20 protein-coding genes are annotated in these 23,297 nt (G+C 71.6%); 10 read left to right on the top strand and 10 right to left on the bottom strand.

Features of this window, described 5'->3' with window-relative positions; all coding sequences use genetic code 11:
- Positions 1–9: 9 nt before the first annotated feature.
- On the bottom strand, positions 10–255 hold the full coding sequence (locus tag G515_RS0116770) for a hypothetical protein (protein WP_157571159.1): 246 nt from the start codon (positions 253–255) through the stop codon (positions 10–12).
- Positions 256–905: 650 nt separating this feature from the next.
- Here G515_RS0116770 and G515_RS23365 point away from each other — a divergent pair.
- Entirely contained in the window at positions 906–1,079 is a 174-nt protein-coding gene (locus tag G515_RS23365) for a hypothetical protein (RefSeq protein WP_157571158.1), read from the top strand.
- Positions 1,080–1,140: 61 nt separating this feature from the next.
- Here the strand turns inward: G515_RS23365 and G515_RS0116760 are convergent, their stop codons facing one another.
- From G515_RS0116760 to G515_RS0116750, 3 genes are all read right to left on the bottom strand, one after another.
- Positions 1,141–2,619 carry an MFS transporter gene (locus G515_RS0116760; RefSeq protein ID WP_028661075.1) on the bottom strand — a complete coding sequence of 493 codons (1,479 nt, stop codon included), beginning with the start codon at positions 2,617–2,619 and terminating at the stop codon, positions 1,141–1,143.
- Complete coding sequence (locus tag G515_RS22040; RefSeq protein ID WP_211221069.1) at positions 2,616–2,876, bottom strand: hypothetical protein; 261 nt, start codon at positions 2,874–2,876, stop codon at positions 2,616–2,618. The genes G515_RS0116760 and G515_RS22040 overlap by 4 nt, the downstream gene beginning before the upstream one ends.
- 77 nt (positions 2,877–2,953) lie before the next feature.
- A complete protein-coding gene (locus G515_RS0116750) occupies positions 2,954–4,747 on the bottom strand; it encodes a thiamine pyrophosphate-requiring protein (protein ID WP_211221068.1) in 1,794 nt (597 codons plus the stop codon).
- 368 nt (positions 4,748–5,115) lie between these two features.
- On the opposite strand from G515_RS0116750, the gene G515_RS0116745 reads away from it, so the two are divergent.
- The 4 genes from G515_RS0116745 to G515_RS22035 all read left to right on the top strand — a co-directional run bounded on the left by G515_RS0116745 (position 5,116) and on the right by G515_RS22035 (position 9,645).
- Positions 5,116–6,288, top strand: coding sequence for an acyl-CoA dehydrogenase family protein (locus G515_RS0116745; protein ID WP_028661073.1), 1,173 nt, complete (start codon positions 5,116–5,118; stop codon positions 6,286–6,288).
- Positions 6,289–6,298: 10 nt separating this feature from the next.
- Positions 6,299–7,444, top strand: coding sequence for an acyl-CoA dehydrogenase family protein (locus G515_RS0116740; protein WP_028661072.1), 1,146 nt, complete (start codon positions 6,299–6,301; stop codon positions 7,442–7,444).
- Positions 7,445–7,645: 201 nt separating this feature from the next.
- On the top strand, positions 7,646–8,404 hold the full coding sequence (locus tag G515_RS0116735) for a SurA N-terminal domain-containing protein (protein ID WP_051218504.1): 759 nt from the start codon (positions 7,646–7,648) through the stop codon (positions 8,402–8,404).
- A gap of 98 nt (positions 8,405–8,502) precedes the next feature.
- Entirely contained in the window at positions 8,503–9,645 is a 1,143-nt protein-coding gene (locus G515_RS22035) for a CapA family protein (RefSeq protein WP_051218503.1), read from the top strand.
- A gap of 27 nt (positions 9,646–9,672) precedes the next feature.
- Here the strand turns inward: G515_RS22035 and G515_RS22030 are convergent, their stop codons facing one another.
- From G515_RS22030 to G515_RS0116705, 5 genes are all read right to left on the bottom strand, one after another.
- Complete coding sequence (locus G515_RS22030) at positions 9,673–10,701, bottom strand: M28 family metallopeptidase (protein WP_051218502.1); 1,029 nt, start codon at positions 10,699–10,701, stop codon at positions 9,673–9,675.
- A gap of 107 nt (positions 10,702–10,808) precedes the next feature.
- Positions 10,809–13,349 (bottom strand): ABC transporter permease, encoded by a 2,541-nt coding sequence (locus G515_RS0116720; protein ID WP_028661070.1) that lies wholly within the window; start codon positions 13,347–13,349, stop codon positions 10,809–10,811.
- A 3-nt stretch (positions 13,350–13,352) separates the two neighbouring features.
- Positions 13,353–14,204, bottom strand: a complete 852-nt coding sequence (locus G515_RS22025) for an ATP-binding cassette domain-containing protein (protein ID WP_084653668.1) — start codon at positions 14,202–14,204, stop codon at positions 13,353–13,355.
- A 79-nt stretch (positions 14,205–14,283) separates the two neighbouring features.
- Complete coding sequence (locus G515_RS0116710) at positions 14,284–15,525, bottom strand: DUF3500 domain-containing protein (protein ID WP_028661069.1); 1,242 nt, start codon at positions 15,523–15,525, stop codon at positions 14,284–14,286.
- Between the two features lie 115 nt (positions 15,526–15,640).
- On the bottom strand, positions 15,641–16,345 hold the full coding sequence (locus G515_RS0116705) for a FadR/GntR family transcriptional regulator (RefSeq protein ID WP_028661068.1): 705 nt from the start codon (positions 16,343–16,345) through the stop codon (positions 15,641–15,643).
- 88 nt (positions 16,346–16,433) lie between these two features.
- Between G515_RS0116705 and G515_RS22020 the strand changes: the two genes are divergently transcribed.
- From G515_RS22020 to G515_RS22015, 3 genes are all read left to right on the top strand, one after another.
- Positions 16,434–17,339, top strand: a complete 906-nt coding sequence (locus tag G515_RS22020; protein WP_051218500.1) for a fumarylacetoacetate hydrolase family protein — start codon at positions 16,434–16,436, stop codon at positions 17,337–17,339.
- A gap of 168 nt (positions 17,340–17,507) precedes the next feature.
- Positions 17,508–18,833: an MFS transporter gene (locus G515_RS0116695; protein ID WP_028661067.1), complete on the top strand. Its 1,326-nt coding sequence runs from the start codon at positions 17,508–17,510 to the stop codon at positions 18,831–18,833.
- A complete protein-coding gene (locus tag G515_RS22015; RefSeq protein WP_211221067.1) occupies positions 18,830–20,542 on the top strand; it encodes an FAD-dependent monooxygenase in 1,713 nt (570 codons plus the stop codon). Before G515_RS0116695 ends, G515_RS22015 begins: the two co-directional genes overlap by 4 nt.
- Before the next feature lie 93 nt (positions 20,543–20,635).
- On the opposite strand, the gene G515_RS0116685 is transcribed toward G515_RS22015, so the two are convergent.
- On the bottom strand, positions 20,636–21,448 hold the full coding sequence (locus G515_RS0116685) for an IclR family transcriptional regulator (RefSeq protein ID WP_028661066.1): 813 nt from the start codon (positions 21,446–21,448) through the stop codon (positions 20,636–20,638).
- Positions 21,449–21,590: 142 nt separating this feature from the next.
- Here G515_RS0116685 and G515_RS0116680 point away from each other — a divergent pair, with 142 nt between their 5' ends.
- A complete protein-coding gene (locus G515_RS0116680) occupies positions 21,591–22,490 on the top strand; it encodes an LLM class flavin-dependent oxidoreductase (RefSeq protein ID WP_028661065.1) in 900 nt (299 codons plus the stop codon).
- Between the two features lie 37 nt (positions 22,491–22,527).
- On the top strand, positions 22,528–23,277 hold the full coding sequence (locus G515_RS22010) for an enoyl-CoA hydratase/isomerase family protein (protein WP_051218499.1): 750 nt from the start codon (positions 22,528–22,530) through the stop codon (positions 23,275–23,277).
- Positions 23,278–23,297 lie beyond the last annotated feature (20 nt).

The following is a 23,297-nucleotide window of genomic DNA, read 5'->3' as shown; positions in this document are numbered from 1 at the left end:
CTTCGCTGGTCAGGCCGGGCCGCCTTCGCCGGTCCGGGGTTGGAGCATCTCGATGTCGACGCGCTCGCCGGCGCTGACCTGCCCGATCACCAGTTCCCTCTGGTCGTCGGTCAGCGTCACGCCGGCTTCGCGCAGAGCCCTGTCGAGTTCCGTGCCGATGGTTCCCTCGGGCGCCGTCTCCTGCCAGGCCGTCACCCGTTCGAGCACGCGACGGAGGGCTTCGCCGCGAGCGGCATCCTGATTCATCTCGTCCATGGTCCCGCCGTACCCGAATCCGCCGTGGACACTCGCGGGCACCTGGGCGGCGACGACGCGAGGCCGAGCGGGGCCTGCGACCGTGCGTGCGGCGTGGGGGAGATGCACCTCGCTCGGAATTCCTCTCCGCTCGCAGTGTGATCCTCCCCCGAATCGGGTACTGCACGGGTCCCCCGGGGGCACGGGGCAGCACCGAGGAGCGGAACGATGGATCGTGGTCTGGTCGAGACCTACTTCGTCCGAGGGTTGTGGCGCAATCGCGTCAGGGACGGGGATCAGCTCCCCGGCGAGTTCGAGTCCGTCCAGGAGGCCGTCGAGAACGGCCGGGCCGAAGCGCACCGGCGGGGCCTCCGACATCTCGTCCGGCTGCGTCAGGACCCGAACCAGCCCTCGGCCCCGGGGGCCGGGGGAGGATCCAGCGCGAGCGCGGTCGAGCCACCGTCACCCCGGCGGCCAGAGCCCTCTCGTCGCAGAGGCACACCCTGGCGTCGGGAGGCGGAGCAGTCGGGTACGCCGCCGCAGCGGGGACCCCGTACTCGCCCGCAGCGCACCCGCCCGCCCCGGTGAGGGATCCGCAGTATCCCGGCAGACATGGACGGGCCTGTCTGACACAGGCGCCATCGGGTACTGGCACGCCCAGGAGGTAAGAGATGTCGAAGATGGTCGTAGTGATGGTCGTGGTCCTGATCGCCGTCGCGGTGTTGCTGGTCCTCGCCGCCGTGGCGGACAGACGCCGGGGGCGTGAGGTCCAGAACGATCCCGAGCGGGTGTCCGGGGAGGGCCGCACCCGCGGACGCGGATCGTGGTGGCGCAAGGCTCGGTGAGACGCAGAGGGCTCCCTACGGGTGCGGGCGCCGGGACCGGGACGCACCCGAACCCGTGTGGTCACTGCTCCGCGGTGCCCGGCCCCTCCTGCTCGGCCTCCTCGACGGACAGGGGCTTGGCGATGTCCTCGAGTTCGGCCTTCTCGGCGCGGACGCCGAGGAACAGTTCGGCGAGGCCGCCGAGGGCCATCACGCCGGCGCTGACGTAGAACGCGATCGCCATGACGCCTCGGTCCCCGACCTCGATCAACTGCCCGAACAGCAGGGGACCCACGATCCCTCCCGCGGCCGTTCCGACCGCATAGAAGAAGGCGATCGCCAGCGCGCGGGTCTCCATCGGGAAGATCTCGCTGACCGTCAGGTACGCCGCACTCGCGCCCGAGGAGGCGAGGAAGAAGCACAGGACCAGGATGGCCAGGAAGAACCACGCATTGTCCGGCCCCACGGCCAGGAACACGCCGAGCACGGCGGCCACGGCAGCGGAGCCGAGGTAGGCCAGCGAGATCATCGGTCGACGCCCGACCGTGTCGAAGAACCTGCCGAGGGTGACCGGGCCCAGGAAGTTGGCGAGGGCCCAGATCACGATGAACACCGGGACCGTCGCCGAGGCGACCCCGTAGAAGGTGCTCAGCAAGGTGCCGAGGTTGAAGGTGACCCCGTTGTACATGAATGCCTGCCCGACGAAGAGCGCCAGGCCGAGCACCGCGCGGCGCGGATACTTGGTGAACGCTACCTGGGCGATCTGGCGGAAGCTGACCGTCCGGCGCTGGCGCACCGGGAGCCGTTCGGTGACCTCCGCCAGGTCGTCCCCGGTCTCGCGGCGCACCTCCTTCTCGATGTCGTCGACGATCCGCTCCGCCTCCTCCTCACGACCGTGGATGAACAGCCAGCGCGGACTCTCCGGGACGTTGCGCCGCACCAGCAGCACCACGAAGCCGAGCACCGCGCCCAGGCCGAAGGCCAGCCGCCAGCCGAGGTCAGGCGCGAACCAGGCGGTGTTCAACAACACCACCGCGAGGGCGGCGCCGCAGGTGGCGCCCAGCCAGTACGAGCCGTTGATGATCAGATCGACCCGGCCGCGCACGCGGGCGGGGATCAGCTCGTCGATGGCGGAGTTGATGGCGGCGTACTCACCGCCGATGCCGGCCCCGGTCACAAATCTGGCCAGATAGAAGAACCACGGAGCGAATGCGAACGCCGTCGCGACGGTGGCCACGACGTAGACGCCCAGGGTGAGCATGAACAGGCGCTTGCGTCCGAAGCGGTCGGTGAGCTGCCCGAAGAAGAGGGCGCCGAGGCAGGCGCCGACGATGTAGATCGCGGCGGAGACGCCGATCTGACCGGCTGAGAGATCGATCCCGCTGCCGCTCTCTGTCAGCCGGGAGGCCACACTGCCGACCATCGTGACCTCGAGCCCGTCCAGCAACCAGACGCAGCCCAGTCCCAGCACCACCCGCCAGTGGAAGCGGGACCAGGGCAGTCGATCGAGTCGCCCGGGGATCCTGGTCTCGATCGTGCCGAGTTCGGCGGCCCCGCTCACGACCGCCCCCTGCTCGACCCTGTGGCCGTCGAGCCCGAGCCGGTGGGGGAGGGCGTCGGCTTGAGCCAGCGTGCCACCCGCAGCGGCAGCAGGCCGATCAGCGGAGCACGCCGTCCCAGGGCCTCGGTGTCGCGCCGGTTGAACGCGGTCGCGTACCGAGCCGCGTCCTCGGAGCGGTCGTACCCCTTCGAGCCCTGGTGACCGCAGTCCCGGGCACAGGCCCAGCACAGCGAGCCGTCCTGGGCCCAGAACCTCACCTGATGGCCGAACAGACGACACCGCCACCTCGACACACCGTTCCGATCGGCGCGCCGCTCTCGCGGGCCGTCGTTCCTCACGACTCGTCCTTCCGGCCCGGAAGGAACTCCTGGGCCTTGATCCTGATGCCTTCGCGTACGACGCCCCAGCGGCTGGTGTCGCCCTTGATCAGCGCCTTGGCGGTCGCCGTCATCTGTTCCAGGTCGGAGTGCGGCGGGATGGGCGGTACGTCGGGATCGCACCGGACATCGAGGACGTAGGGCCGGTCGGCGGACAGCGCCGTCCGCCACGCCTCGGCTAGGTCCTCCGGGTCGGTGATGGACAGGGCGCCCAGCCCGCAGCCGGCGGCGAAGCCGGCGTAGTCGACGTCCGGGAGTGCCTGGGACTCGACGAACCTGGGGGTCCCGCCCATCGCGCGGAGCTCCCAGGTGACCTGGTTGAGGTCGTTGTTGTGCAGCACCGCCACGACCAGTCGGGGGTCACTCCAGCCCTGCCAGTAGCGGGAGATGGTGATCAGCTCGGCCAGCCCGTTCATCTGCATGGCGCCGTCACCCTCGAACGCGACCGCCGGTCGGTCCGGATGCGCGAACTTGGCGCCGATCGCGTAGGGGACCGCCGGCCCCATCGTGGCCAGCGTGCCGGACAGGGTGCCTCGCATGTCGGCACGGAACCTGACCTGCCGGGCGTACCAGTTCGCGGCCGAGCCGCTGTCCGCGGTCACCATCGCGTCGGGGGGCGACAACGCCGAGAACTCGCTGAAGATGCGCATCGGGTTGACCGGATCCGCGCTCACCCGGGCCTCGGCGTCCATCACCTCCCACCAGCGCTGGACGTTGCCGACGATCGTGTCCTGCCAGCTGCGGTCCGGCTTGTGCTTCAGCAGGGGGATCAGGGCCTGCAGGGTCCTGGCGGCGTCGCCCACCAGGTTGACCTCGTAGGGGTAGCGCATCCCGATGAACGAGGGATCGACGTCGATCTGGACCGCGCGGGCCTGGTCGAGCTCCGGCAGGAACTGGCTGTAGGGGAAGTTGCTGCCGACGGTGAGCAGCGTGTCGCACTCGCGCATCATCTCGTAGCTCGGGCGGGTGCCGAGGAGACCGATCGATCCGGTGACCCAGGGGAGTTCGTCGCTGAGCACGTCCTTGCCCAGCAGTGCCTTGGCCACACCTGCGCCGAGGAGGCCGACCACCTCCTCGATCTCGGCGGCCGCGCCCCGTGCGCCCTGACCGACCAGGATCGCGACCCGGTCCCCGGTGTTGAGCAGGTCGGCCGCCCGGCGTACTCCCGCGTCGTCGGGTGAGACCTGGGGCATGGTGATGTCCAGGCTGGAGGGGACCATCTTGAAGTCGTGGGTCGGAGGGGAGTAGTCCAGTTCCTGGACGTCGTTGGGGACGATCACGGCGGTGGGCACGCGTCGAGCCGTCGCGATGCGGATCGCCCGGTCCACGACATTGGGCAACTGCTCGGGGACGGTGACCATCTGGACGTAGTCACTGGCGACGTCCTTGAACAGACTGAGCAGGTCCACCTCCTGCTGGTAGGAGCCGCCGATGGCGCTGCGGTTGGTCTGCCCGACGATCGCCACGACCGGGACATGGTCGAGTTTGGCGTCGTAGAGCCCGTTGAGCAGGTGGATGGCACCGGGGCCGGAGGTCGCCAGGCAGATCCCCGGCCGGCCGCTGAACTTGGCGTAGCCGACCGCCTCGAAGGCCGACATCTCCTCGTGCCTGCTCTGGATGAAGCGCGGCTGGTCATCGGCTCGGGAGAAGGCGCCGAGGATCCCGTTGATCCCGTCGCCGGGGTAGCCGAAGACCTGCGTGACTCCCCAGTCCCTCAGCCGGGTCAGGAGGTGATCAGCGACAGTGGGCATGGCGATGCTCCTTCGGGACGGTTGCCGGCGCTGGTCGACGAATCGCCCCGGCCTGATCGGAATGGACCGCACACGCACGCCCACGACGGCCGCGGCCGTCGGGGTGGATCGAGGCTTCCATGGGGACGGCGTACCCAACGCGGACCGGAATCCACACCGGCCTTCCCGATGGGTGCGCCGAGCGGACTCGCGAAGTCGTGGGCGAGGGTACGACGAGGTCGGCGATGTCCCTCTGGGACCGGGTGCGTGCGCGGGGGTACTGGGCGTAAGGTTTGATGTGATCTGTCTGACTTACTGAGCGGTCGCTTTTTCGGGCGCGCCATGATCAGATCCGGCCACTGACCATCCCTGAAGCAGGAGGTGCACCGATGCAGCTGACCCTGTCAGCCGAGGACGCCGAGTTCCGAGACCAGTTGCGGGAGTTCTTCACGACGAAGATCCCCCAGGAGATCCGCGACGTCGTCCGGGACAACGGCGAACTCACCCGTGAGCAGCTCGTCCAGAGCATGCGGATCCTCAACGAGAACGGCCTGGCCGTGCCCAGTTGGCCGACCGAATGGGGCGGCAAGGACTGGACCCTCATGCAGAAGCACATCTGGCACGAGGAGTTGCAGCGGGCCTACGTGCCCGAGCCGCTGGCGTTCAACGCCTCGATGATCGGCCCGGTCCTCGCGCAGTTCGCCACGCAGGAGATGAAGGAGCGCTTCCTGCCCGCGACCGCCAACATGGACATCTGGTGGTCCCAGGGCTTCTCCGAGCCCGACGCGGGCTCCGACCTCGCCTCGCTGAAGACCCGTGCGGTCCGCGACGGCGACCACTACGTCGTCAACGGTCAGAAGACCTGGACCACGCTCGGGCAGTTCGGCGACTGGATCTTCACCCTGGTCCGCACCAACCCGGAGGTGAAGAAGCAGGCCGGCATCTCGATGCTGCTCATCGACATGAAGTCGCCCGGCCTCGAGGTCCGCCCGATCGAGCTGATCGACGGCGGCAAGGAGGTCAACGAGGTCTGGTTCACCGACGTACGCGTGCCCGTCGAGAACCTGGTCGGCGAGGAGAACCGGGCCTGGGACTACGCCAAGTTCCTGCTCGGCAACGAGCGGGTGGGCATCGCCCGGGTCGGCACCACCAAGGCGCGCCTGGCTCAGGCCAAGGAGTTCGCAGCCTCGATCAAGGTCGGGGACGGCACCCTCCTGGACGACCCGCAGTTCTCCACGCGCTTCGTGGAGCTCGAGACCGACCTGCTCGCGCTCGAGCTCACCGCGCTGCGCGTGGCCGCGAACTCCGCGGACGGCAAGCCCGACCCGGCTTCCTCGGTGCTCAAGCTCAAGGGCAGCGAGTTGCAGCAGGCGGTCACCGAGCTGACCGTCGACCTCGCCGGTCCGGCCTCGCTGGCCAGCGGCGCGGACGACGACTCGACGGTCCCGCTGTGGGCCCGGCGGTCGACGCCGGCGTACCTGAACACCCGCAAGACGACGATCTACGGCGGCTCCAACGAAGTCCAGCGTCAGATCATCTCGCGCACCATCCTGGGACTCTGAGGGGACAACGATGGACTTCAACTACGACGACGAGCAGCAGGCCCTCCGCGAGGCCGTCCGCGGCCTGATCGGCAAGGCCTACTCCGACTACGAGGAGCGGCGCCGTGCGGTCGCCGCGGACCCCGGCTTCAGCGAGCAGGTCTGGGGCCAGCTCGCCGAGATGGGCCTGCTGGGCCTGCCCTTCGAGGAGCAGTACGGCGGCATGGGCGCGAGCGCGATCGAGGTCGGGATCGTGGCCGAGGAGCTCGGCCGCGTGGTCGCGCCCGAGCCGTTCCTCACCACGGTCGTGCTGGCCGGTGGCGCGATCGCCGCGGCCGGCACCGAGGTGCAGAAGACCGAGCTGCTGGGCGGCATCTCCGCCGGTGAGAGCATCGTGGCCTTCGCCCACGCCGAGCCCGGCTCCCGCTGGGAGCCGACCGCGTCGGTGGTCACCGCGACCGACGGCGGGGACACCTGGACGCTCTCCGGCACCAAGGAGCCGGTGATCCAGGGCGCCCGGGCCGACGTCCTGATCGTGAGCGCGGCGCTGCCCGAGGGCGGCACCGGCCTGTTCGTGGTCGACCCGTCCGCCCAGGGCGTGTCCCGCGAGGGCTACCGCACCCACGACGGCGGGCGGGCCGCCCGGGTCGTCCTCGACGGCGCCGCCGCGACCCCGCTCGGGGCGGCCGAGGACAGGACCGGCGTGATCGCTCGGGTGCTCGACGGGGCCCGGATCGCGGCCGCCAACGAGGCGATCGGGCTGATGGAGGTCGCGATCAACACGACCTCGTCGTACCTCACCAGCCGCAAGCAGTTCGGCGTCCCGCTCAACACCTTCCAGGCGCTGACGTTCCGTGCGGCCGATCTCTACGTCCAGCTCGAGCTCTCCCGCAGTGTGGCCGTGTGGGCCTCGATGGTGCTGGCCGAGTCGTCGACCGACGAGTTTGTCGCCCAGGCGGCGGCCCGGGCGTCGCTGCGGATCAGCCGGGCCGGCCGACAGGTCGGTCAGGAGGCCATCCAGTTGCACGGCGGCATCGGCATGACCGCGGAGTACAGCATCGGTGCCTACACCAGCCGATTGACCGCCCTCGACCACCTCTTCGGCGACGGCAACCACCACCTCGGCCTGCTGGCTTGCCGGGTCGGCGACTACGCGGAGCTCGAGCCCGTCCCGTAGTCACTGGGCCGTGGTCCCGGGTCCTGGTCCCGGGTCCCAGTCCCGGGCGGTGGTCCCGGAGGAGCCTTCACGTACGGCGGTCCCTCGACCCGGTGGTCGAGGGGCCGCCGTACGTGCGTGCCGGGCCGGGCCGGGCATGGGGTGGGTCTCGCCGGATCGAGGATGAGGGGCCGGTTTGGCTCGTGTGACACGGTGGGACCGATGCGCATGAACTCGATCAAGAAGACAGTGTCGGGCCTGCTCGTGGCAGGGGTCCTCTTCGGGGCCGGAGCCTGCGGGGGCGACGACAGCGGTGACAGTGGTGGGGCCAAGTCCGGGTCGGCCTCGGCATCCTCCTCGCCGGAGGCTGCGAAGGCGGACCTGAGCGGTGTGCCGGACGTGGTGGCCAGCGTCAACGGGGAGAAGATCTCCAAGGGCGAGTTCGGCCAGATGTATGAGAGCCAGTTCCAACAGGCCTCCACCCAGGCGCAGCAGTCCGGCTCGCCCGTCGACCAGGACCAGCTGAAGAAGCAGGTCGCCGAGACCATGGTCGGCACCCTCCTGCTCACCCAGGAGGCCGAGCGGCGCGGCTTCACGACCTCCGCCGACGAGGTGGAGACGGCCCTGGCCGACCTGGCGAAGCAGAACGGGCTGAAGAGCGCGGACCAGTTCCTCGCAGCGCTGAAGAAGCAGGGCATGGACGCGGACGAGGTGCGCACCGAGGTGGGCGAGCAGAAGGAGATCGAGCAGTTGCTCGCCAAGGAGGGCGGCGACGCCAAGCCGACCGACGCCGAGCTGCACAAGATCTACGACCAGGCGAAGAAGCAGCAGCAGGCCAGCGGCCAGAAGGGCGGACTCCCCGCCTTCGACAAGGTCCGCTCCCAGTTGGTGGAGCAGGCCAAGTCGGAGAAGCAGAACGAGGTCGCGCAGAAGCTGGTGACCTCGCTTCGCAGCAAGGGCAAGGTCACGATCAACCTGTGACCGGCGCCTGAGTGCCCCGGGTGGGTGACAACCCACCCGCGGCCCGAGGCGAGCGGCCGCAGCGAGCCGGACACAGCCGGGCGCCGTACCGTGGAGCGATGCGCGCACCCGGCTGGATGCTCCCGGCAGTGATCGGCGCGCTGGCGGCCGGCTGCTCGACCGGCTGTACGACCAGTACGCCGGGCGACTCCTCGTCTCCGCCCGCCTCCCCCGGGGCGAGCACGTCGTCCGCGCCGGCGGTGCCACCACCCGACCCGCTGCCCGCGAACTCACCCGAGGCGATCAAGCCCCCGCCCCCTTCGGTGCCGCGGGGCCCGGTCTCGGTGACCCTGGTCGGCGACCTGATGCTCACCCGGGGTGTGCCCGACGCGTCGGACGCGCTGGCCCCGATGTCGCCCCGACTGCGCAACGCGGACCTCACCGTGGGAAACCTGGAGATGACACTCTCCACCGACGGCGCCCCGACCCAGGGCGATGATTCGTTCGGTTCCGGGCCGGCCGTGCTGGGGCCGTTGCGGCGTGCCGGGTTCGATGCGCTGTCGTTGGCCAACAACCACTCCGGCGACTACGGCCGGCGCGCCATGCTCGACACGGTCGCACGGATCAGGGAGAGCCCGATCGTGCCGTTCGGGGTCGGTCGGGATCTGGTGGCGGCGAGCCGGCCGGCGTACCTCCGGGTGGGCGGTACGACGTTCGCTCTGCTCGGCTTCAACGCGATCGGCGAGACGCCCCGCGCCACCAGCACGGACGCGGGAGCCCTCGGCGTCCGGATGCCGCCGCGGACCGGCCCGCTGGTCCGGGCGGACCTCGCCCACCTCGCCCGGGTGATCCGGCAGGCGGACCGGCAGGCGGATGCGGTGATCGTGCTGCCCCACTGGGGCACGCAGTACACCCACGAGCCCGAACCGATCCAGCGAGCGGTGTCGCGGCGGCTGGTCGCGGCCGGCGCGGACCTGGTGGTCGGCGGCCACCCCCACTGGGTGCAGGGCGTCGAGAGCGTCCGCGGGGTGCCGGTGGTGCACTCGCTGGGCAATTTCGTCTTCGACATGGACTTCATGGCCGAGACGATGCAGGGCATCGTGCTGGAGACGACCTGGCGCGGTGGTGAACTGCGGCGGATCCGGTTCGTTCCTTACGCGATGACGCCCGGCACGTTCGCGCCGCGGGTGGTGCGTGGGGCCCGCGCCGAAGAGATCCTGGCCGATCTACGAGGCACCTCCTCGGGCCGGTGGGCACCGTGAGCCCTCCCTGGAGCCCTCGGCCGGGAATCATCGGGCGAGCCAGGCCAGCGTGGTGCGGATGGTGCGGTCGAGCTGGTCGGGATCGACCACGGAGGGCACGTCGCCGGGGGAGTGGTAGTCGGCGTACGGCGTACTGCCGAGGCGGGCGGCGGGGAGGCCGGCCCGGGTGAAGGACCAGTGGTCGCTGGAGCGCTGCTCACCCTCGAACCGCGCTGGCACGCCGGCCCGGCCGGCTGCGGCGAGCAGTTCGCGGGCGACCCGGTTGCGACCCTCGGCCGCGCCGACCGGCAGGACGCCGCCCACACCCACCCGGTCCAGGGAGACCATGCCGCGCAGGCTGCGGCGCCGGGCGGGGGAGAGGGAATCGACGTAGAACCGGGAGCCGTAGTGGTGGTCGTCGTCCCCGGGCCCGCGGGGCTCCTCGGAGCCGAAGGCGACCAGCACGACCGGCAGGCTGGTCCGCCGGTCGGCGAGCGCCTCGGCCACCGCGAGCAGCGAACCCACGCCGGAAGCGTTGTCCTCGGCGCCCGGTGCCTGCGGCACGGTGTCGAGATGGGCGCCGACCAGCAGCCACCTCCGGCCCGGCGGGAGCCTCCCGCGGGTCGCGATCAGGTTGATCGAGTCGCCGCCGCGCACAGGTACGCCCCAGGAGACCCCGGGCGGCGTGGGGAAGGACTGGCCGCGCACCCGCCACCCGTACCGCCCGAACTCGGCCGTCGTCCACCGGGCCGCACGGAGGTACGCCGCCGAGGTGCCGGGTCGCGGCCCGATCGCCCCGGCGAGGTGTCGCACCGCGGCCATCGCCGTCGCCGGCCGGGCGTCCCCCGGCCGGACGAGCGGGGGCTCGGGGGCTGCGGGCGTGCTGGTCTCGGTCGGTGGTGCGGTCGGTGGTGCGGTCGGTGGGGCGGTCGGCCGGGCGGACGGCGGGGCGGGCGCGGCGGTGGCCGTGGCGGGCGGAACCGCGGGAGCCGATCCGGAGCCGGCGTCCTCGGCGTCCTCCCCGGAGCAGCCGGTGAGGAGCACCAGCACGAACAGCCCCACGACGGCCCGGGTCACGCAGACCAGTCTGACAGGCGTGAGGACGCCTGCGGGCCGAGGCGAAGGTCCCGCGAAGGTGACCCGGGGGTTGCCGGCGACCGGTGGCGTGCGACCGCCGTTGCCGCCTATTCCTCCGCGATGGCCTCGAGCACGTTGAGCCGGGCCGCTCGGATGGCCGGGATGACTGCGGCGAGGACCCCGACGATCACGGCGATCACGAGGAAGGCGGCCAGTTGGCCCATCGGTATGGCGAGGCTGGTGAGGTCCTCGCGCAACTGCTGGCGCAGGATCGTGCCGATCGCGACGCCGAGCACCAGGCCGAGGACGGCCCCCAGGACAGCGATCGCCACCGATTCCAGGGTGACCATCCGACGCAGACTCGGCCGATCGAGGCCCACCGCGCGGAGCAGACCGATCTCGCGGGTGCGTTCGATGACGCTCAGGCCGAGCGTGTTGACGATGCCGATCACGGCGATCACGATCGCCAGCGCGAGCAGGCCGTAGATCATGTAGAGGAGTTGGTTGACCTGCCCGCGGATCTGTTCGGCGAAGCTCTCTTTGTCGAAGACACCGACCACCGGTGCGGCACCCACCGCGTCCTCCAGATCGGCCTCCACGCTCGCGCGGTCGGCGCCGTCCTCGACCAGGATGCTCAGGGTGCTGTCCTGCCGGGTGAGGCCCTCCCGGGTGAGCAGTGCCAGCGGCACCGAGATGTCGGAGGTGGACGGGTTCTCCGCGATCACCGCCGCGACGGTGACCTCGGCGACGGCTCCGCCGGGGAAGGAGAGCCGGAAGGAGTCGCCGGGGTGCCAACCGTGGCGGGAGGCGGTCTCCTCGAAGACCAGCGCGCCGTTCTGCCCGAGTTCGGGGTCACCCTCGAGAACATCGAGGTCGTACACGTCGGTGAAGGCGTCGTCGTTGCCCGACACCACGACGAGGTCCCCGTCCAGGGTCGCCCCCGCCCACTGCTGCCGGCTGAGCGTCTCGACGCCCTCGACCTGCTCCATCCGGTCGCCGATCTCGGTCGAGAACGGCATGAAGGCGGTGCTCTGCACGAGGTAGTCGGCGGTGAACTCCTCGTCCACGAGGTCGTCGACGGAGGTGTTGAGCGAGGCCGCCAGCACCCCGATCGTCGAGACCAGCGCCAGGCCGATCATCAGTGCCGAGGCGGTGGCACCCGTACGGCGCGGGTCGCGCAGCGCGTTCTCGCCGGCGAGCCGGCCGGTGGTGCCGAAGAGGCGGCCGAACGCCGCGCGGCAGGCGATCAGCACGGGCCTGCCGACCACGGAGCTGATCGCCGCGACGGTGAGGATCCACAGGACCGCGCCGATCCCGATCAGAAGGGTGCCGTTCGGGGCGCCCGCCAGCCCCGCGGCCACGAAGCCGGCACCCACCGCGAGCGCGATCGCGCCGTACAGCGTGCGACGGCGCAAGGACCCCTTGTGGATCACCTGGTCGACCCGCATCGCCGCTACCGGGGCGACCCTGCCCGCCCGGCGCGCCGGCAGATAGGCCGCCACCAGGGTCACCAGCAGGCCGGCGGCGTAACTGGTGAGCACGGCGCCGGGGGTGAGGGTCAGGGCACCGCCGGCGATGTCCAGCCCGACCGCACGGAAGACCGCCGCCAGCCCGCGGGCGAGGGCCCAGCCGAGCAGGATGCCGACCGTGGAGGCGAGCAGGGCCAGCGCCGCGGCCTCGACCAGCACCGAGCGGGTCACCTGGCCCCGCGACGCTCCGAGCGCCCGGAGCAGAGCGAGCTCACGGGTGCGCTGGGCGACCAGGATCGTGAAGGTGTTGACGATGATGAACCCGCCGACGACGACCGCGATCACGGCGAAGACCAGCAGGAAGGTCGAGATCACGTCGAGGAAGGCCCCGATCGCGTCCTCGGACTCCTCCACCACATCATCGCCGGAGACCGCGACGAACCCGTCCGGGACGACCCGCTCGGCCGCATCCACCAGCTCCTGCTGGGACACGCCCTCGGCGGCGGTCAGGCTGACCGAGGTGTAGCGGTCCTGGCCGTCCAGGAAGAGCTCTTGCGCCCCTTCGGTGTCGAAGACCAGCAGGGTGGCGCCGGCGGTGCCGCCGCCGTTGAGCTCGGCGGTGCCGACCAGGGTCGCAGCACGCTCGAGCTCGCCGTACGGCGCGATCAGGCGGACCTGGTCGCCCAGCGCGTAGCCACCCCGGTCGGCGGAGGCGTCGTCCAGCACCACCTCGGTCGAGGAGTCGGGCCAGGCTCCCTGAGTGAGCTCGAGGATGGGCTCCCCGGCCATGTTCGGCGCCTCGTTGCGGTTGAAGGCCAGCGTCGGTGCGCCGGTCCCACCGACCAGCGACCCGTCGGAGGCCAGCAGGCTCATCCCGAAGCCGTCGACACCACCGTCGGCGCGTTCGACCTCGGGCAGCGCGGCCAACGCCTCGACGTCGCCCGGCGCGAGGGTGGCGGTGGCGGTGCCCAGGGCGCCGCCGGAGAACGACTCGCCGCCCTCGGCGCGCACCAGGCCATCGGGTGTGGAGCCGTTGATGATCCGGTCGAAGGTGGTCGAGAGCCCGTTGCTGAAGACCAGGACCCCGGACAGGAACCCCACACCGAGCACGATCGCGAGGCCGCTCATCAGCAGCCGCAGCTTGCGCGCGAACAGGTTGCGCAGCGTCAGGCGCAGCACGTCCTACTCGTTCCTGGCGGGCGGCGCGTCCGCCTCGCCCTCCGGCGAGACGGTCGGGGCGGTCGGGGAGGCCGGTGCGGTCGGGGCGTGGAGCTCGGCCATGTGGGCCAGGATCTCCTCCCGGCTCGGGGCGGTGATCTCATCGACGAACTTGCCGTCGGCGAGGAACACCACCCGGTCGCTGTACGACGCAGCGACCGCGTCGTGGGTGACCATCACGATCGTCTGCCCGAACTCGTCGACGCTGCGGCGTAGGAAACCGAGCACCTCCGCGCCCGAGGTGCTGTCCAGGTTGCCGGTGGGCTCGTCGGCGAAGACGATCGAGGGCTGGGCGATGAGCGCCCGGGCGCAGGCCACGCGCTGCTGCTGGCCACCGGACATCTCGCTGGGGCGGTGGTCCAGCCGGTCCCGCAGGCCGACGGTGTCCACGACCAGGTCGAACCACGCCGGATCGGGCTTGCGACCGGCCAGGCTCAGGGGGAGGGTGATGTTCTCCTCGGCGGTCAGCGTCGGGATCAGGTTGAACGCCTGGAAGACGAACCCGATCCGCTCCCGACGGATCCGGGTCAGCGCCTTGTCGCTCAGACTCGACAGCGCGGTGCCGTCCACGACCACCTCGCCGCCCGAGGGTGTGTCGAGCGCGGCCAGGCAGTGCATGAGCGTCGACTTGCCGGAGCCCGAGGGGCCCATGATCGCGGTGAACTCGCCGGCCCGGAGCTCGATGCTCACCCCGTCCAGGGCGTGCACCTCCGAGTCGCCGGAGCCGTAGACCTTGCGCAGATCGGTCGCGTGGGCGGCCACCGTTGGTTCCTGGGTCACGGTCCCAGCCTGCCGGATCCGGCGGGCGGCGTACATGGGAAATGACCCAGATGGTGTCCCTGGGCCCGCGCTGGCCGGATCGCGTGCGCGGGACCGCTGCGCCGGACCGTTGGGGTCAGTCGTGCGCCGCCTGCCACTGCCGCACCCAGGCCCGGCCGTAGTCGTTGCCGTGCGGGGTGCGTAGCACGGTGTGGATGTGGAAGGGCTGGGGCTGGTCGTAGTCGAGGAAGACACCGCAATGGTGGTCGAGTTCGGCGATGACCACGGGGGACTGGATGCGGTAGTAGAACACGTCCCCGGGAGCGTGCCCGCCGATCCAACTGAACCAGGTCTCCTCCAGGTGGCTCTCAAGCTCCCGCATCCGGGCGGCGCGAGGCCCCGCAGGCAGAAGCCGGTGGAACTCCTCGAGCAGGTCGAGGATCAGCCGGCGGGCCGGTTCGGGCATCGCCGCGACGGGAGTGCCCTCCAGCGGGATGACCCGGTTGTCCTGGAAGGCACCGGCCAGATGGCGCTCGTCGCCGGGGTGGACCCGGCCCTCGGGCATCGCCGGGTCCACCATCTGCTGATAGACCACCGCCGCGCGCCGCTGGTCCTCGGGTAGCGCGGCCATCAGCTCGATCGCCGGGGCGATCCGGGCGGCGAACGGCGAGCCGGTGGCGGCGTGGGGCCCCTCGTCGATCTGGTCCGGCTCGGCCCCCAGGAAGACCGGGCTCAGGCTCATCCGGCCCTCGACCACCAGACAGTTCAGCGCGGCGTGGTGACCGAACAGTTGCCAGCCCCACGGAGCGTGCTGGTCAGGAGTGCCGTAGAGCGCGATGTTGTAGCTGAAGTCGTTGAGGATCTCGGGCAGCCCGACCACGTCGCCGAGGAAGCCGTTGATCAGCATCATCCGGCGGGTGATCTCATACCCCTCCTCGCTCAGCGAGGCCCGCACCAGGGCCAGGGCGGCCTCCCGCACCTCCTCCGGCTGCTGGTCGAGCCGGAGGCCGGTGTCGAACTGCATGAACTCCGGGTTCGCCCAGGTCTGCCACTCCACGGCGTCCACGGCATGGCGCAGCCGTGCGCTGGTCGCCTCGTCGAGGAGACCCAGCAGATGCTCGGCCGCCGCGACCATGCCGCTGGTGGGCGCCTCCTCGCCGGGCCGGGCCGGCTCGAACGGGTGCAGCCCCTCGCGCACGGTGCCCTCCTCGGTCACGCCGACGAAGGGGTTGCGGTAGAGCGGGGTCCAGCCGCGGATCAGGCCGCCGGTGAAATCATCCTCGCGGGCCAGGTCGCGGTAGGCGTAGGCATCCACGCCGACGAGGTCGGCGATGCGCGGGTGGCCGGGGGGATAGAGGTAGCTACGGAACTCCGACATGTGGCTGACTCCCTGATACGGAACTGGGTGGAACTGGAAACCTGAGGACTACGACACAGGACTACGACCGCTGAGCGGTCGGGACCGGCTGGCGCCTCCCGGGGCCTGATCTGTCTCAGGACGGTGTGGCATGGCGCTCGACCGCCGTACGGACGCGTTGCTCGTCGCCGTCGGCGATCGCCGCGACCAGGTCGACATGGGCCTGGTGGCGTCTAGCGCGATAGGCGCGCGAGTCGGGGCCCTCGTCGTAGGCCGCCGAGGTGCTGGAGAGGTGGCCGAGTGTCCCGACGTACACGGCGCGGGCCATGGCGTTGGGGGAGACGGCGGCGATCCGCTCGTGCAGGGCCCAGTTGGCGGCCATGAAGCCGGCCCAGTCGGATGCCTCGGCCATCCGCGCGAGCAGGGCGCGCAGGGCCGTGACGTCCCGCTCGGTACGGCAGCGGGCGGCACCGAGGTCGATGAGGAGCTCGAGGTGGTCGCGCAGCTCGATCGCCTCGGTCACGGTGGTCGGCTCCTCGTCGACGGCCAGCAGCGTGTGCCGCAGGCGTACGACGGGGCCGCGCTCGGCCACGAAGAGTCCGCCGCCACGTCCCGGCTTGATCCGGACCAGGCCTCGGTCCCGCAGCACGCGGACCGCCTCGTTGACGGTGGGACGCGAGTAGCCGCTGGCGCCCTGGAGGTCCTCGAGCGTGCCGAGCGGGGAGCCCGGCGCGAGCGACTCCTCGCGGATGCGTCGCTCGACGGCGCTCGCGAGCTGCTCGGCACGGGACGGCGCCGCTGCGGTGCTGAGATCGCCGAGGACGGGACGGGTCGTGGCCACGACCCCAGTTCTACCACAAACCATCTAAATGTTTTAGTGTGAATGTCGCGCCGGTCCCGGCGCTGGAACGCGAGAGTGAGGACACGTCATGACCACGCGCATGGTGGGGTTCCGCCGCGCCGACGGTTCGGTGCAGGTTGGACAGCTGAGTGAGGACGGCCGCGAGGTCGCGGTGATCGCAGGGCTCGAGGAGTTCTGGGCTGCGCCGGCGGCGATGCTGGACCGGGCCGGTTCGGAGTCCGTGTCGTCCGAGCGGGTGGCTGTCGACGACGTCGAACTGGTCCCGCCGGTGCTGCCCGGCGCTCGGGTGATCTGCATCGGCCTGAACTACCTCAAGCACGTCGCCGAGGGGACCTTCGCCGGCGAGGAACTGCCGGAGTACCCCACTCTGTTCGCCCGCTGGCCGGCCTCCCTGACGGTGGACGGAGCCGCCATCCCCGTGCCCGCCGACGAGGCCGGGCTGGACTGGGAGGGTGAGATCGTCGCCTGGGTCGGAGAGACGCTCGTCGACTCCTCGCCGGAGGACGCGCTGGCCGCCGTGCTCGGCTACTCGACCTTCAACGATGTCACCGCACGCCGCGCCCAGAAGCTCACCTCGCAGTGGATTCTGGGCAAGAACGCGGACCGCTCCGGGCCGCTCGGTCCGATGGTGCCCGCCGCCGAGGTGGGCGACCTCCGTGAGGGGCTGCGGGTGGAGACCCGGGTCAACGGCGAGACGGTGCAGCAGGGGAGCACCGAGGAGATGGTCTACACCGTCGGCGACACCCTCGCGCTGATCTCGCGCACCTTCACCGTGCGTCCTGGGGACCTGCTCGCCACCGGTACGCCGTCCGGCGTGGGCTACGCACGCACGCCACCGTGGCTGATGCAGCCCGGCGACGTGGTCGAGGTCGAGGTGGAGAAGCTGGGCGTGCTGCGCAACCACGTGGTGGCCGGCTCTGCCCGCGCCGAGCTGGCCGGCGTGCCGGTGGCTCCCGGAGGGGCGACGGCGTGACCGGGCCGTCCCGCCCGCGGGTGGCCGAGGAGGTCTGAGGAGGCCTGAGGCGGGCCAGCTCTCCCGATGATCGGAAACCGGGGTTCTCGCTGACTGTGATCGCCGCCACCCTCGGGTCGTGCTGTGGCGCAGACCACGGCATCCCACCGCATCCCGTCGAGGAGAACCATGCCGACCAGCCATCGTTCGAGGATCCCCGTGTACGTGCTGTGCTGGTTGTGCCTGGTGGCCGACGGGTACGACCTGATGACCTACGGCGCCACCCTGCCGGCCCTGATCGGGGGTGAGCCCTTCCGGCTCACCCCCGATCAAGCCGGGCACATCGGCAGTCTCGCCCTGGCCGGGATGTTGGTCGGTTCGCTGCTCGCCGGCACCCTGACCGACCGGGTCGGCCGCCGGCGGATCTTCATCCTCAGCGTGACCGCCTTCTCCCTCGGCATGATCCTCACCGCTCTGGCCCCGAGCGTCGGCCTCTTCGTCACCTTCCGGGTGCTCACCTGCGTCGGGGTCGGTGGCCTGCTGCCGACCGCGGTCGCCCTCGCCAGCGAGTTCACCGACCCGGCCGTGCGGTCCCGCACGCTGGGTCTGGTCCTCACCGGGCCGCCGGTCGGCATGGTGCTGGCCAGCCTGCTGGCCTCGTGGCTGGTGCCCGAGCACGGATTCCGGCCGGTGTACGCCCTCGCGGGGTCGATGCTGCTGGTGGTGCCGTTCCTGGTCCGGCTGCTCCCGGAATCCCCAGGCTTCCTGGCCGTCCGCGGCGACCTTGCCTCCGCCGAGCGGGTGCGTGCGGCGTACGGACTGCAGGCACCGGCGATCGGCTCGGAGGGGCCGTCCGCCACGGGGGCGCGACGGAGTTCGGTGGCCACCCTGGTGTCGGGGCCGATGCTGCTCCCGACCCTGCTGATCTGGGGGACCACGTTCTGCAGCCTCCTCACCGTCTTCGGCATCACCACCTGGCTGCCCCAGGCGATGAGCGGGTCCGGCTACGGGCTGGGCTCCTCGATCCAGTTCCTGTTGGTCTACTGCCTGGGCGCGGTGATCGGCACGGTGGTCGCCGCCGTGGTGGCCGAGCGGGTCGGCCCCAAGCCGGTGGTCGTGGTCGGCTTCGTCGTCGCGGCGGCCGCGCTGCTGGTGGTCTCGCTGCAGCCGGCGACGGCACCCCTCGTCGTGCTGCTCCTGCTGGCCGGCTTCGGAGGCTTCGGTACCCAGAACATTCTCAACGACTTCATCGCCAGGTTCTACCCGGTCCACGCCCGCGCCAGCGGGCTCGGCTGGGCCCTGGGGGTCGGCCGCCTCGGCGGCATCATCGGCCCCACCTTCGGCGCCTGGGCGGTCGGATTCGCCCAGCCGCTCACGGCCACCGCGGTCGCGTTCGCACTGACCGCGCTCCTGGGCGGACTGCTGATGCTGTTCGTCCCGCGCACCGCGCCGTCGGCCTCCCTTGCTCGACCCCGTCCCGAATCCCCGTCCCAGAACAGCGAGATCCTCCGTTGACCCTGCACCACGGTCTGACCCCCCTGCCCGACGAGACCGACGTCCTGATCGCGGGCGGCGGCCCGAGCGGCCTCTTCCTGGCCCTCGACCTCGCCCACCGCGGGATCAGCTCGGTCGTCGTGGAGCCGCGCGAGGAGCTCGACTGGCTGCGGCCGCGGGCCAAGACCACCAACGCCCGCACGATGACCCACCTGCGCCGCCTCGGACTCGCCGACCGGCTCCGGGCGGCTGCCCCACTGCCGGTGTCCTACTCCGACAGCGTCGCGTTCTGCACCGCGCTCACCGGGCACGAGCTCACCCGGTTCCCCGAAGCCTTCCAGCTGTACGACGGCGCCTACCCGCACCAGCCCGAATGCGGCCAGCAGGTCGCCCAACCGGTGGTCGAGCAGGTGCTCCGGCAGGCGGCCGAGGAGAGCGACCGGGTGAGCCTGGTCCTCGGAGTCTCCTTCGAGGCGGCCGAAGGCGTGGCAACCGGGCGGACCCGGGCGACCCTCCGCGGGGCCGGCGGCGGCGTCCACCGGATCTCGGCCCGCTACCTGATCGGCGCCGATGGCATCTCCTCCGCGGTACGACGCGGACTCGGGGTCCGGTTGGAGGGCGGGTCGGCCAGCAAGTCGAACCTCGGCCTGCTGTTCCGCTCCGAACGGCTGGCCGACCTGGTGGAGCTCGCTCCCGCGGTGCAGTACTGGGTCGTGGGACGCCGCTACGCGGGCATGGTCGGCCAGATGGACCAGGACGGGCTCTGGTGGGCGATCATCCAGGGGTACGACGCGGACGCCCCGGCCTTCGCCGGCGTCCCCAGGGACACGATCCTGCGCGAGCTCATCGGTAGCCCGGCGGCCGGGACGGTCGACCTCGACGTCCTCGCCGAGGATCCCTGGACCGCCCGGATGCTGCTCTCGCCGACGTACCGGCACGGCGACACGTTCCTCGTCGGTGACGCCGCCCATGCCAACCCGCCCTGGGGCGGGCACGGCTTCAACACCTGCATCGGCGACGCCGCCAACCTCGCCTGGAAGCTCGCCGCGGAACTGCGCGGCTGGGCCGGACCGGACCTGCTGGACAGCTACGAGGCCGAGCGGCGCCCCGTCGCCCGCCGTACCATCGACGATGCGGCGACCAACGGCACCGCACTCGCCGACGACTTCATCGACCCCGCCCTGGACGCGGAGGACGAACGCGGCCGCGTCGCCCGCCGTCGTGCCGGCGAGGCGCTCGCGGTCAAGGAGTCCGAGTTCCTCTCCCTGGGTCTGGTCCTGGGCTACTCCTACCCCGACTCGCCGCTGGTGACGCCGGCCGGGAGCACGGCACCCGCGCCGCACCCGGTCACCTACGTCGCCTCCGCCGCGCCGGGCTGCCTGCTGCCGCACCACTGGCTCCCCGACGGGTCGGCTCTGTACGACCTGCTCGGCGACGGGTTCACCCTGCTCGTGGACGAGCAGCGCGACCTGCCGGACGCGGAGTTGGCGCGGGTCGTCGAGGCGGCCGAGCGGGTCGGCATCCCGCTCACCGTGCGCCGGGTCGGCGGAGCCGACGGGATCGGCGCGGGCGAGGCATGGGAGGCGGGTCTCGTGCTCGTGCGGCCCGACCAGCACGTCGCCTGGCGCGGCGAGAACGCCGGTGGACTCCTCGACGCCCTGCTCCGCGCCACGGGTCGGGAAGTCTCGGTACGCCGGGGGAGTGGAGCGCTCACGCAGCCCGTCGGGTGACCCCGGATGCGCCCGGGCTCGCGCCCGGGCGCTGGCACCGGCCACCAGGCCGGCCACCGCGTCGGCTCGGGGGTCGAAGGGGGTCCGCCGCGGTCACGTCAGCCCGATCGACCGGCGCGCGCCGAGGGTGCGGGAGATCGCGCGGGTGGCCATGTGCACCGGGGCGACCAGACGGTGCGCCTCGGCGTACTCCTCGGGCACGATGACCGACAGCGCGGCCACCACCTCCTCGTCCGCGCCGAAGACGGGGGCCGCGATGGTGACCAGGGGTTCGGGCACCCGGCGGTGGAGGACGGCGACGCGCTCGCGCCGGATGTCGGCGACCCGGCGGCGCAGGTCCTGCGCTGACACCGGGGTGTGCTCGGGCTCGTGGGTGTGCGGTCGGGCGAGGTAGGCCTCGCGGAAGTCGCGGTCGGCGAAGGCCAACAGCACCAGCCCGGCACCGGTCGAGTGCAGCGGCAGCCGGCCACCCACCCGGTAGAGCACCGGGATCGCCCGGTGCCCGGAGAGCCGCTCGACGAGCAGCGCCTCCTCGCCGTCCAGGACACCGAGCAGGACGTGCTGCCGGGTCACCTCGGCCAGGTCGCCCATGTAGGGGAGGGCCCGTTCGCGGAGCCCGTGCGCCCGGGGTGCCAGCGAGGCGACCTCGTAGAGCCGGAGGCCGACCGTGAAGCGCCCTTCGTCGTCCCGCTCGAGGGCGCCCCACGCGGCCAACCGGTCCGCGAGCCGATGGGTGGAACTGAGCGGGATGCCGCTCCGCTTGCTGAGCTCACCCAGGGTGAGTCGGGGGCGGTCGGTGTCGAAGCACTCCAGCAGTCGCAGCGCCCGGTCGATCACCGGGTCCCCCTGCTTCGGACGGCCTCCCCGCGAGCGGGGCTCGGGGCCGAGGTTCGAGGGGGCGCTCACTCCGCTCAGTCTAGACAGGACGAACGGACCCCTCCCGAGGTACGCCGCCGACGGATGAGCGGTCGGCGGCTGCCGGAAGGGGAGGCACGCCCTAGCCTGGACGGGCGGTCGGTGCGGCCGGGGGCCTGCGTGGAGGTGACGGATGAGGATCGGGATCGTGCTGCTGCCGGAGTTCGACTGGGTGGTCGACCGGGAGCGCTGGACGCGGGCGGAGGAGTACGGCTTCGATCACGCCTGGACCTACGACCACTTGGCCTGGCGCACCCTGGCCGATGGTCCGTGGCATGCCACCATCCCGACGCTGGTGGCGGCGGCGCTGTCCACAGAGCGGATCCGCCTCGGCACCCTGGTGACCACACCCAACTACCGGCACCCGGTCCCGCTGGCCAAGGACCTGATGACCCTCGATGTGATCTCCGGCGGCCGGCTCGACCTGGCCGTCGGCGCCGGCGCACCCGGGTACGACGCGTCCGTCCTGGGTCAACCCGACCTGGGGCCCCGGGACCGGCACGATCGCTTCGAGGAGTTCACCGCAGTGCTGGACCGGCTGTTCTCCCAGCGGGTGACCGACTGGTCCGGGCGGTGGTACCAGGTCACTCGGGCCCGGATGATCCCCGGCCCGGCGCAGTCCCCGCGACCCCCGATCCTGATCGCCGCGAACGGCCCACGCGGCATGCGGTTCGCGGCGGAGTCGTTCCGTCGCGCCGGCGACGGGTGGGTCACGGTGGGCATGCCCGGTGCCTCGGGAGTCGGGGACGACGAGTGGTGGGCCGAGACCGGCCGGCTGGCGGGCCGGATGGACGACGTCCTGGCCGCCGGCCCCGGGCCGGGCGCGGGGTTCGTGCGCCTGCTCAACATGGAGTCCCGCATCGAGACCACCACGTCGATCGAGCACCTGCGCGATCACCTGGGCCGGGCCGCGGCGCTCGGTTTCAGCGACGTCACCCTGGCCTGGCCGAGGTCGAGCGACCCCTACCGCGGTGATGTCCGCCTGCTCGACCGGATCGCCGAGGACCTGCCCGACCTTCGTAGGATCGGCTGAGTCCGGCTCAGCGGCCGGCGAGGGAAGGAGCGCCCGCATGGGTCTGCCATTGATCGAGGACGAGGCCGACATCCGCTGGATCACCCTCGACCGGCCCGAGATCCGCAACGCCCTGCGGGTCGAGGATCTCGACCACATCACCTCGGCGGTGCGGTCGGCCGGGCCGGAGGTCCGGGCGATCGTGCTCACCGGCTCCGGGGATCGGGCGTTCTCGGCAGGGATGCACACCGACACCTTCGCCGGGGCCACCCCGGCCGCCGCCCGCGAGAGCATCACGCGGGTGCGTGAGTGCGTCGGCGCGGTTCGCCTCTCGCCGCTGCCGACGATCGCCCTGCTCAACGGCTTCTGCATCGGGGCGGGATTCGAACTGGCCCTCGCCTGCGACCTCCGGGTCGCCCATCCCGAGGTGCGCTTCGGCCTCCCGGAGATCCGCCTCGGCATCCCGTCCGTGGTGGACGCCGCCCTGCTGCACCACTACGTCGGCCTGTCCAAGGCGAAGGAGATCATCCTGACCGGCGACCTCTACCCGCTGGCCGACTTCTCCCACACCGGGCTCGCCAACCGGGTCGTGGCTCCCGCCGAACTCCGCGAGACCGCGGTCGACCTGGCCACCCGGCTGGGTGCGCACACCGCGGAGGTGACGGCCGCTCAGAAGGGACTCTTCGAGACCTGGCTCAACCACGGCCTCCAGCACGGCATCGACACCAGCGTCGACGTGTTCGCCGAGCTCTTCGAGCATCCCGCCACGCTGCGGGCGATCGACGACTACCGTCCCGCGCCCCGCTGAGACCTCGCCTGGCGGGCAGG

The organism is Nocardioides insulae DSM 17944 (assembly GCF_000422825.1).
GTDB lineage: Bacteria > Actinomycetota > Actinomycetes > Propionibacteriales > Nocardioidaceae > Nocardioides > Nocardioides insulae.
Note: the sequence above shows the minus strand (reverse complement) of the source record. Positions and strands in the feature narration are given on the sequence as shown.

Bases quoted from the DNA above. Each gene is read 5' to 3' on its own strand.
- G515_RS0116770 (WP_157571159.1), bottom strand. From the start codon at position 255: ATGGACGAGATGAATCAGGATGCCGCTCGCGGCGAAGCCCTCCGTCGC.
- G515_RS23365 (WP_157571158.1), top strand. From the start codon at position 906: ATGTCGAAGATGGTCGTAGTGATGGTCGTGGTCCTGATCGCCGTCGCG.
- G515_RS0116750 (WP_211221068.1), bottom strand. From the start codon at position 4,747: ATGCCCACTGTCGCTGATCACCTCCTGACCCGGCTGAGGGACTGGGGA.
- G515_RS0116745 (WP_028661073.1), top strand. From the start codon at position 5,116: ATGCAGCTGACCCTGTCAGCCGAGGACGCCGAGTTCCGAGACCAGTTG.
- G515_RS0116740 (WP_028661072.1), top strand. From the start codon at position 6,299: ATGGACTTCAACTACGACGACGAGCAGCAGGCCCTCCGCGAGGCCGTC.
- G515_RS0116735 (WP_051218504.1), top strand. From the start codon at position 7,646: ATGCGCATGAACTCGATCAAGAAGACAGTGTCGGGCCTGCTCGTGGCA.
- G515_RS22035 (WP_051218503.1), top strand. From the start codon at position 8,503: ATGCGCGCACCCGGCTGGATGCTCCCGGCAGTGATCGGCGCGCTGGCG.
- G515_RS22025 (WP_084653668.1), bottom strand. From the start codon at position 14,204: ATGTACGCCGCCCGCCGGATCCGGCAGGCTGGGACCGTGACCCAGGAA.
- G515_RS0116710 (WP_028661069.1), bottom strand. From the start codon at position 15,525: ATGTCGGAGTTCCGTAGCTACCTCTATCCCCCCGGCCACCCGCGCATC.
- G515_RS22020 (WP_051218500.1), top strand. From the start codon at position 16,434: ATGACCACGCGCATGGTGGGGTTCCGCCGCGCCGACGGTTCGGTGCAG.
- G515_RS0116695 (WP_028661067.1), top strand. From the start codon at position 17,508: ATGCCGACCAGCCATCGTTCGAGGATCCCCGTGTACGTGCTGTGCTGG.
- G515_RS0116680 (WP_028661065.1), top strand. From the start codon at position 21,591: ATGAGGATCGGGATCGTGCTGCTGCCGGAGTTCGACTGGGTGGTCGAC.
- G515_RS22010 (WP_051218499.1), top strand. From the start codon at position 22,528: ATGGGTCTGCCATTGATCGAGGACGAGGCCGACATCCGCTGGATCACC.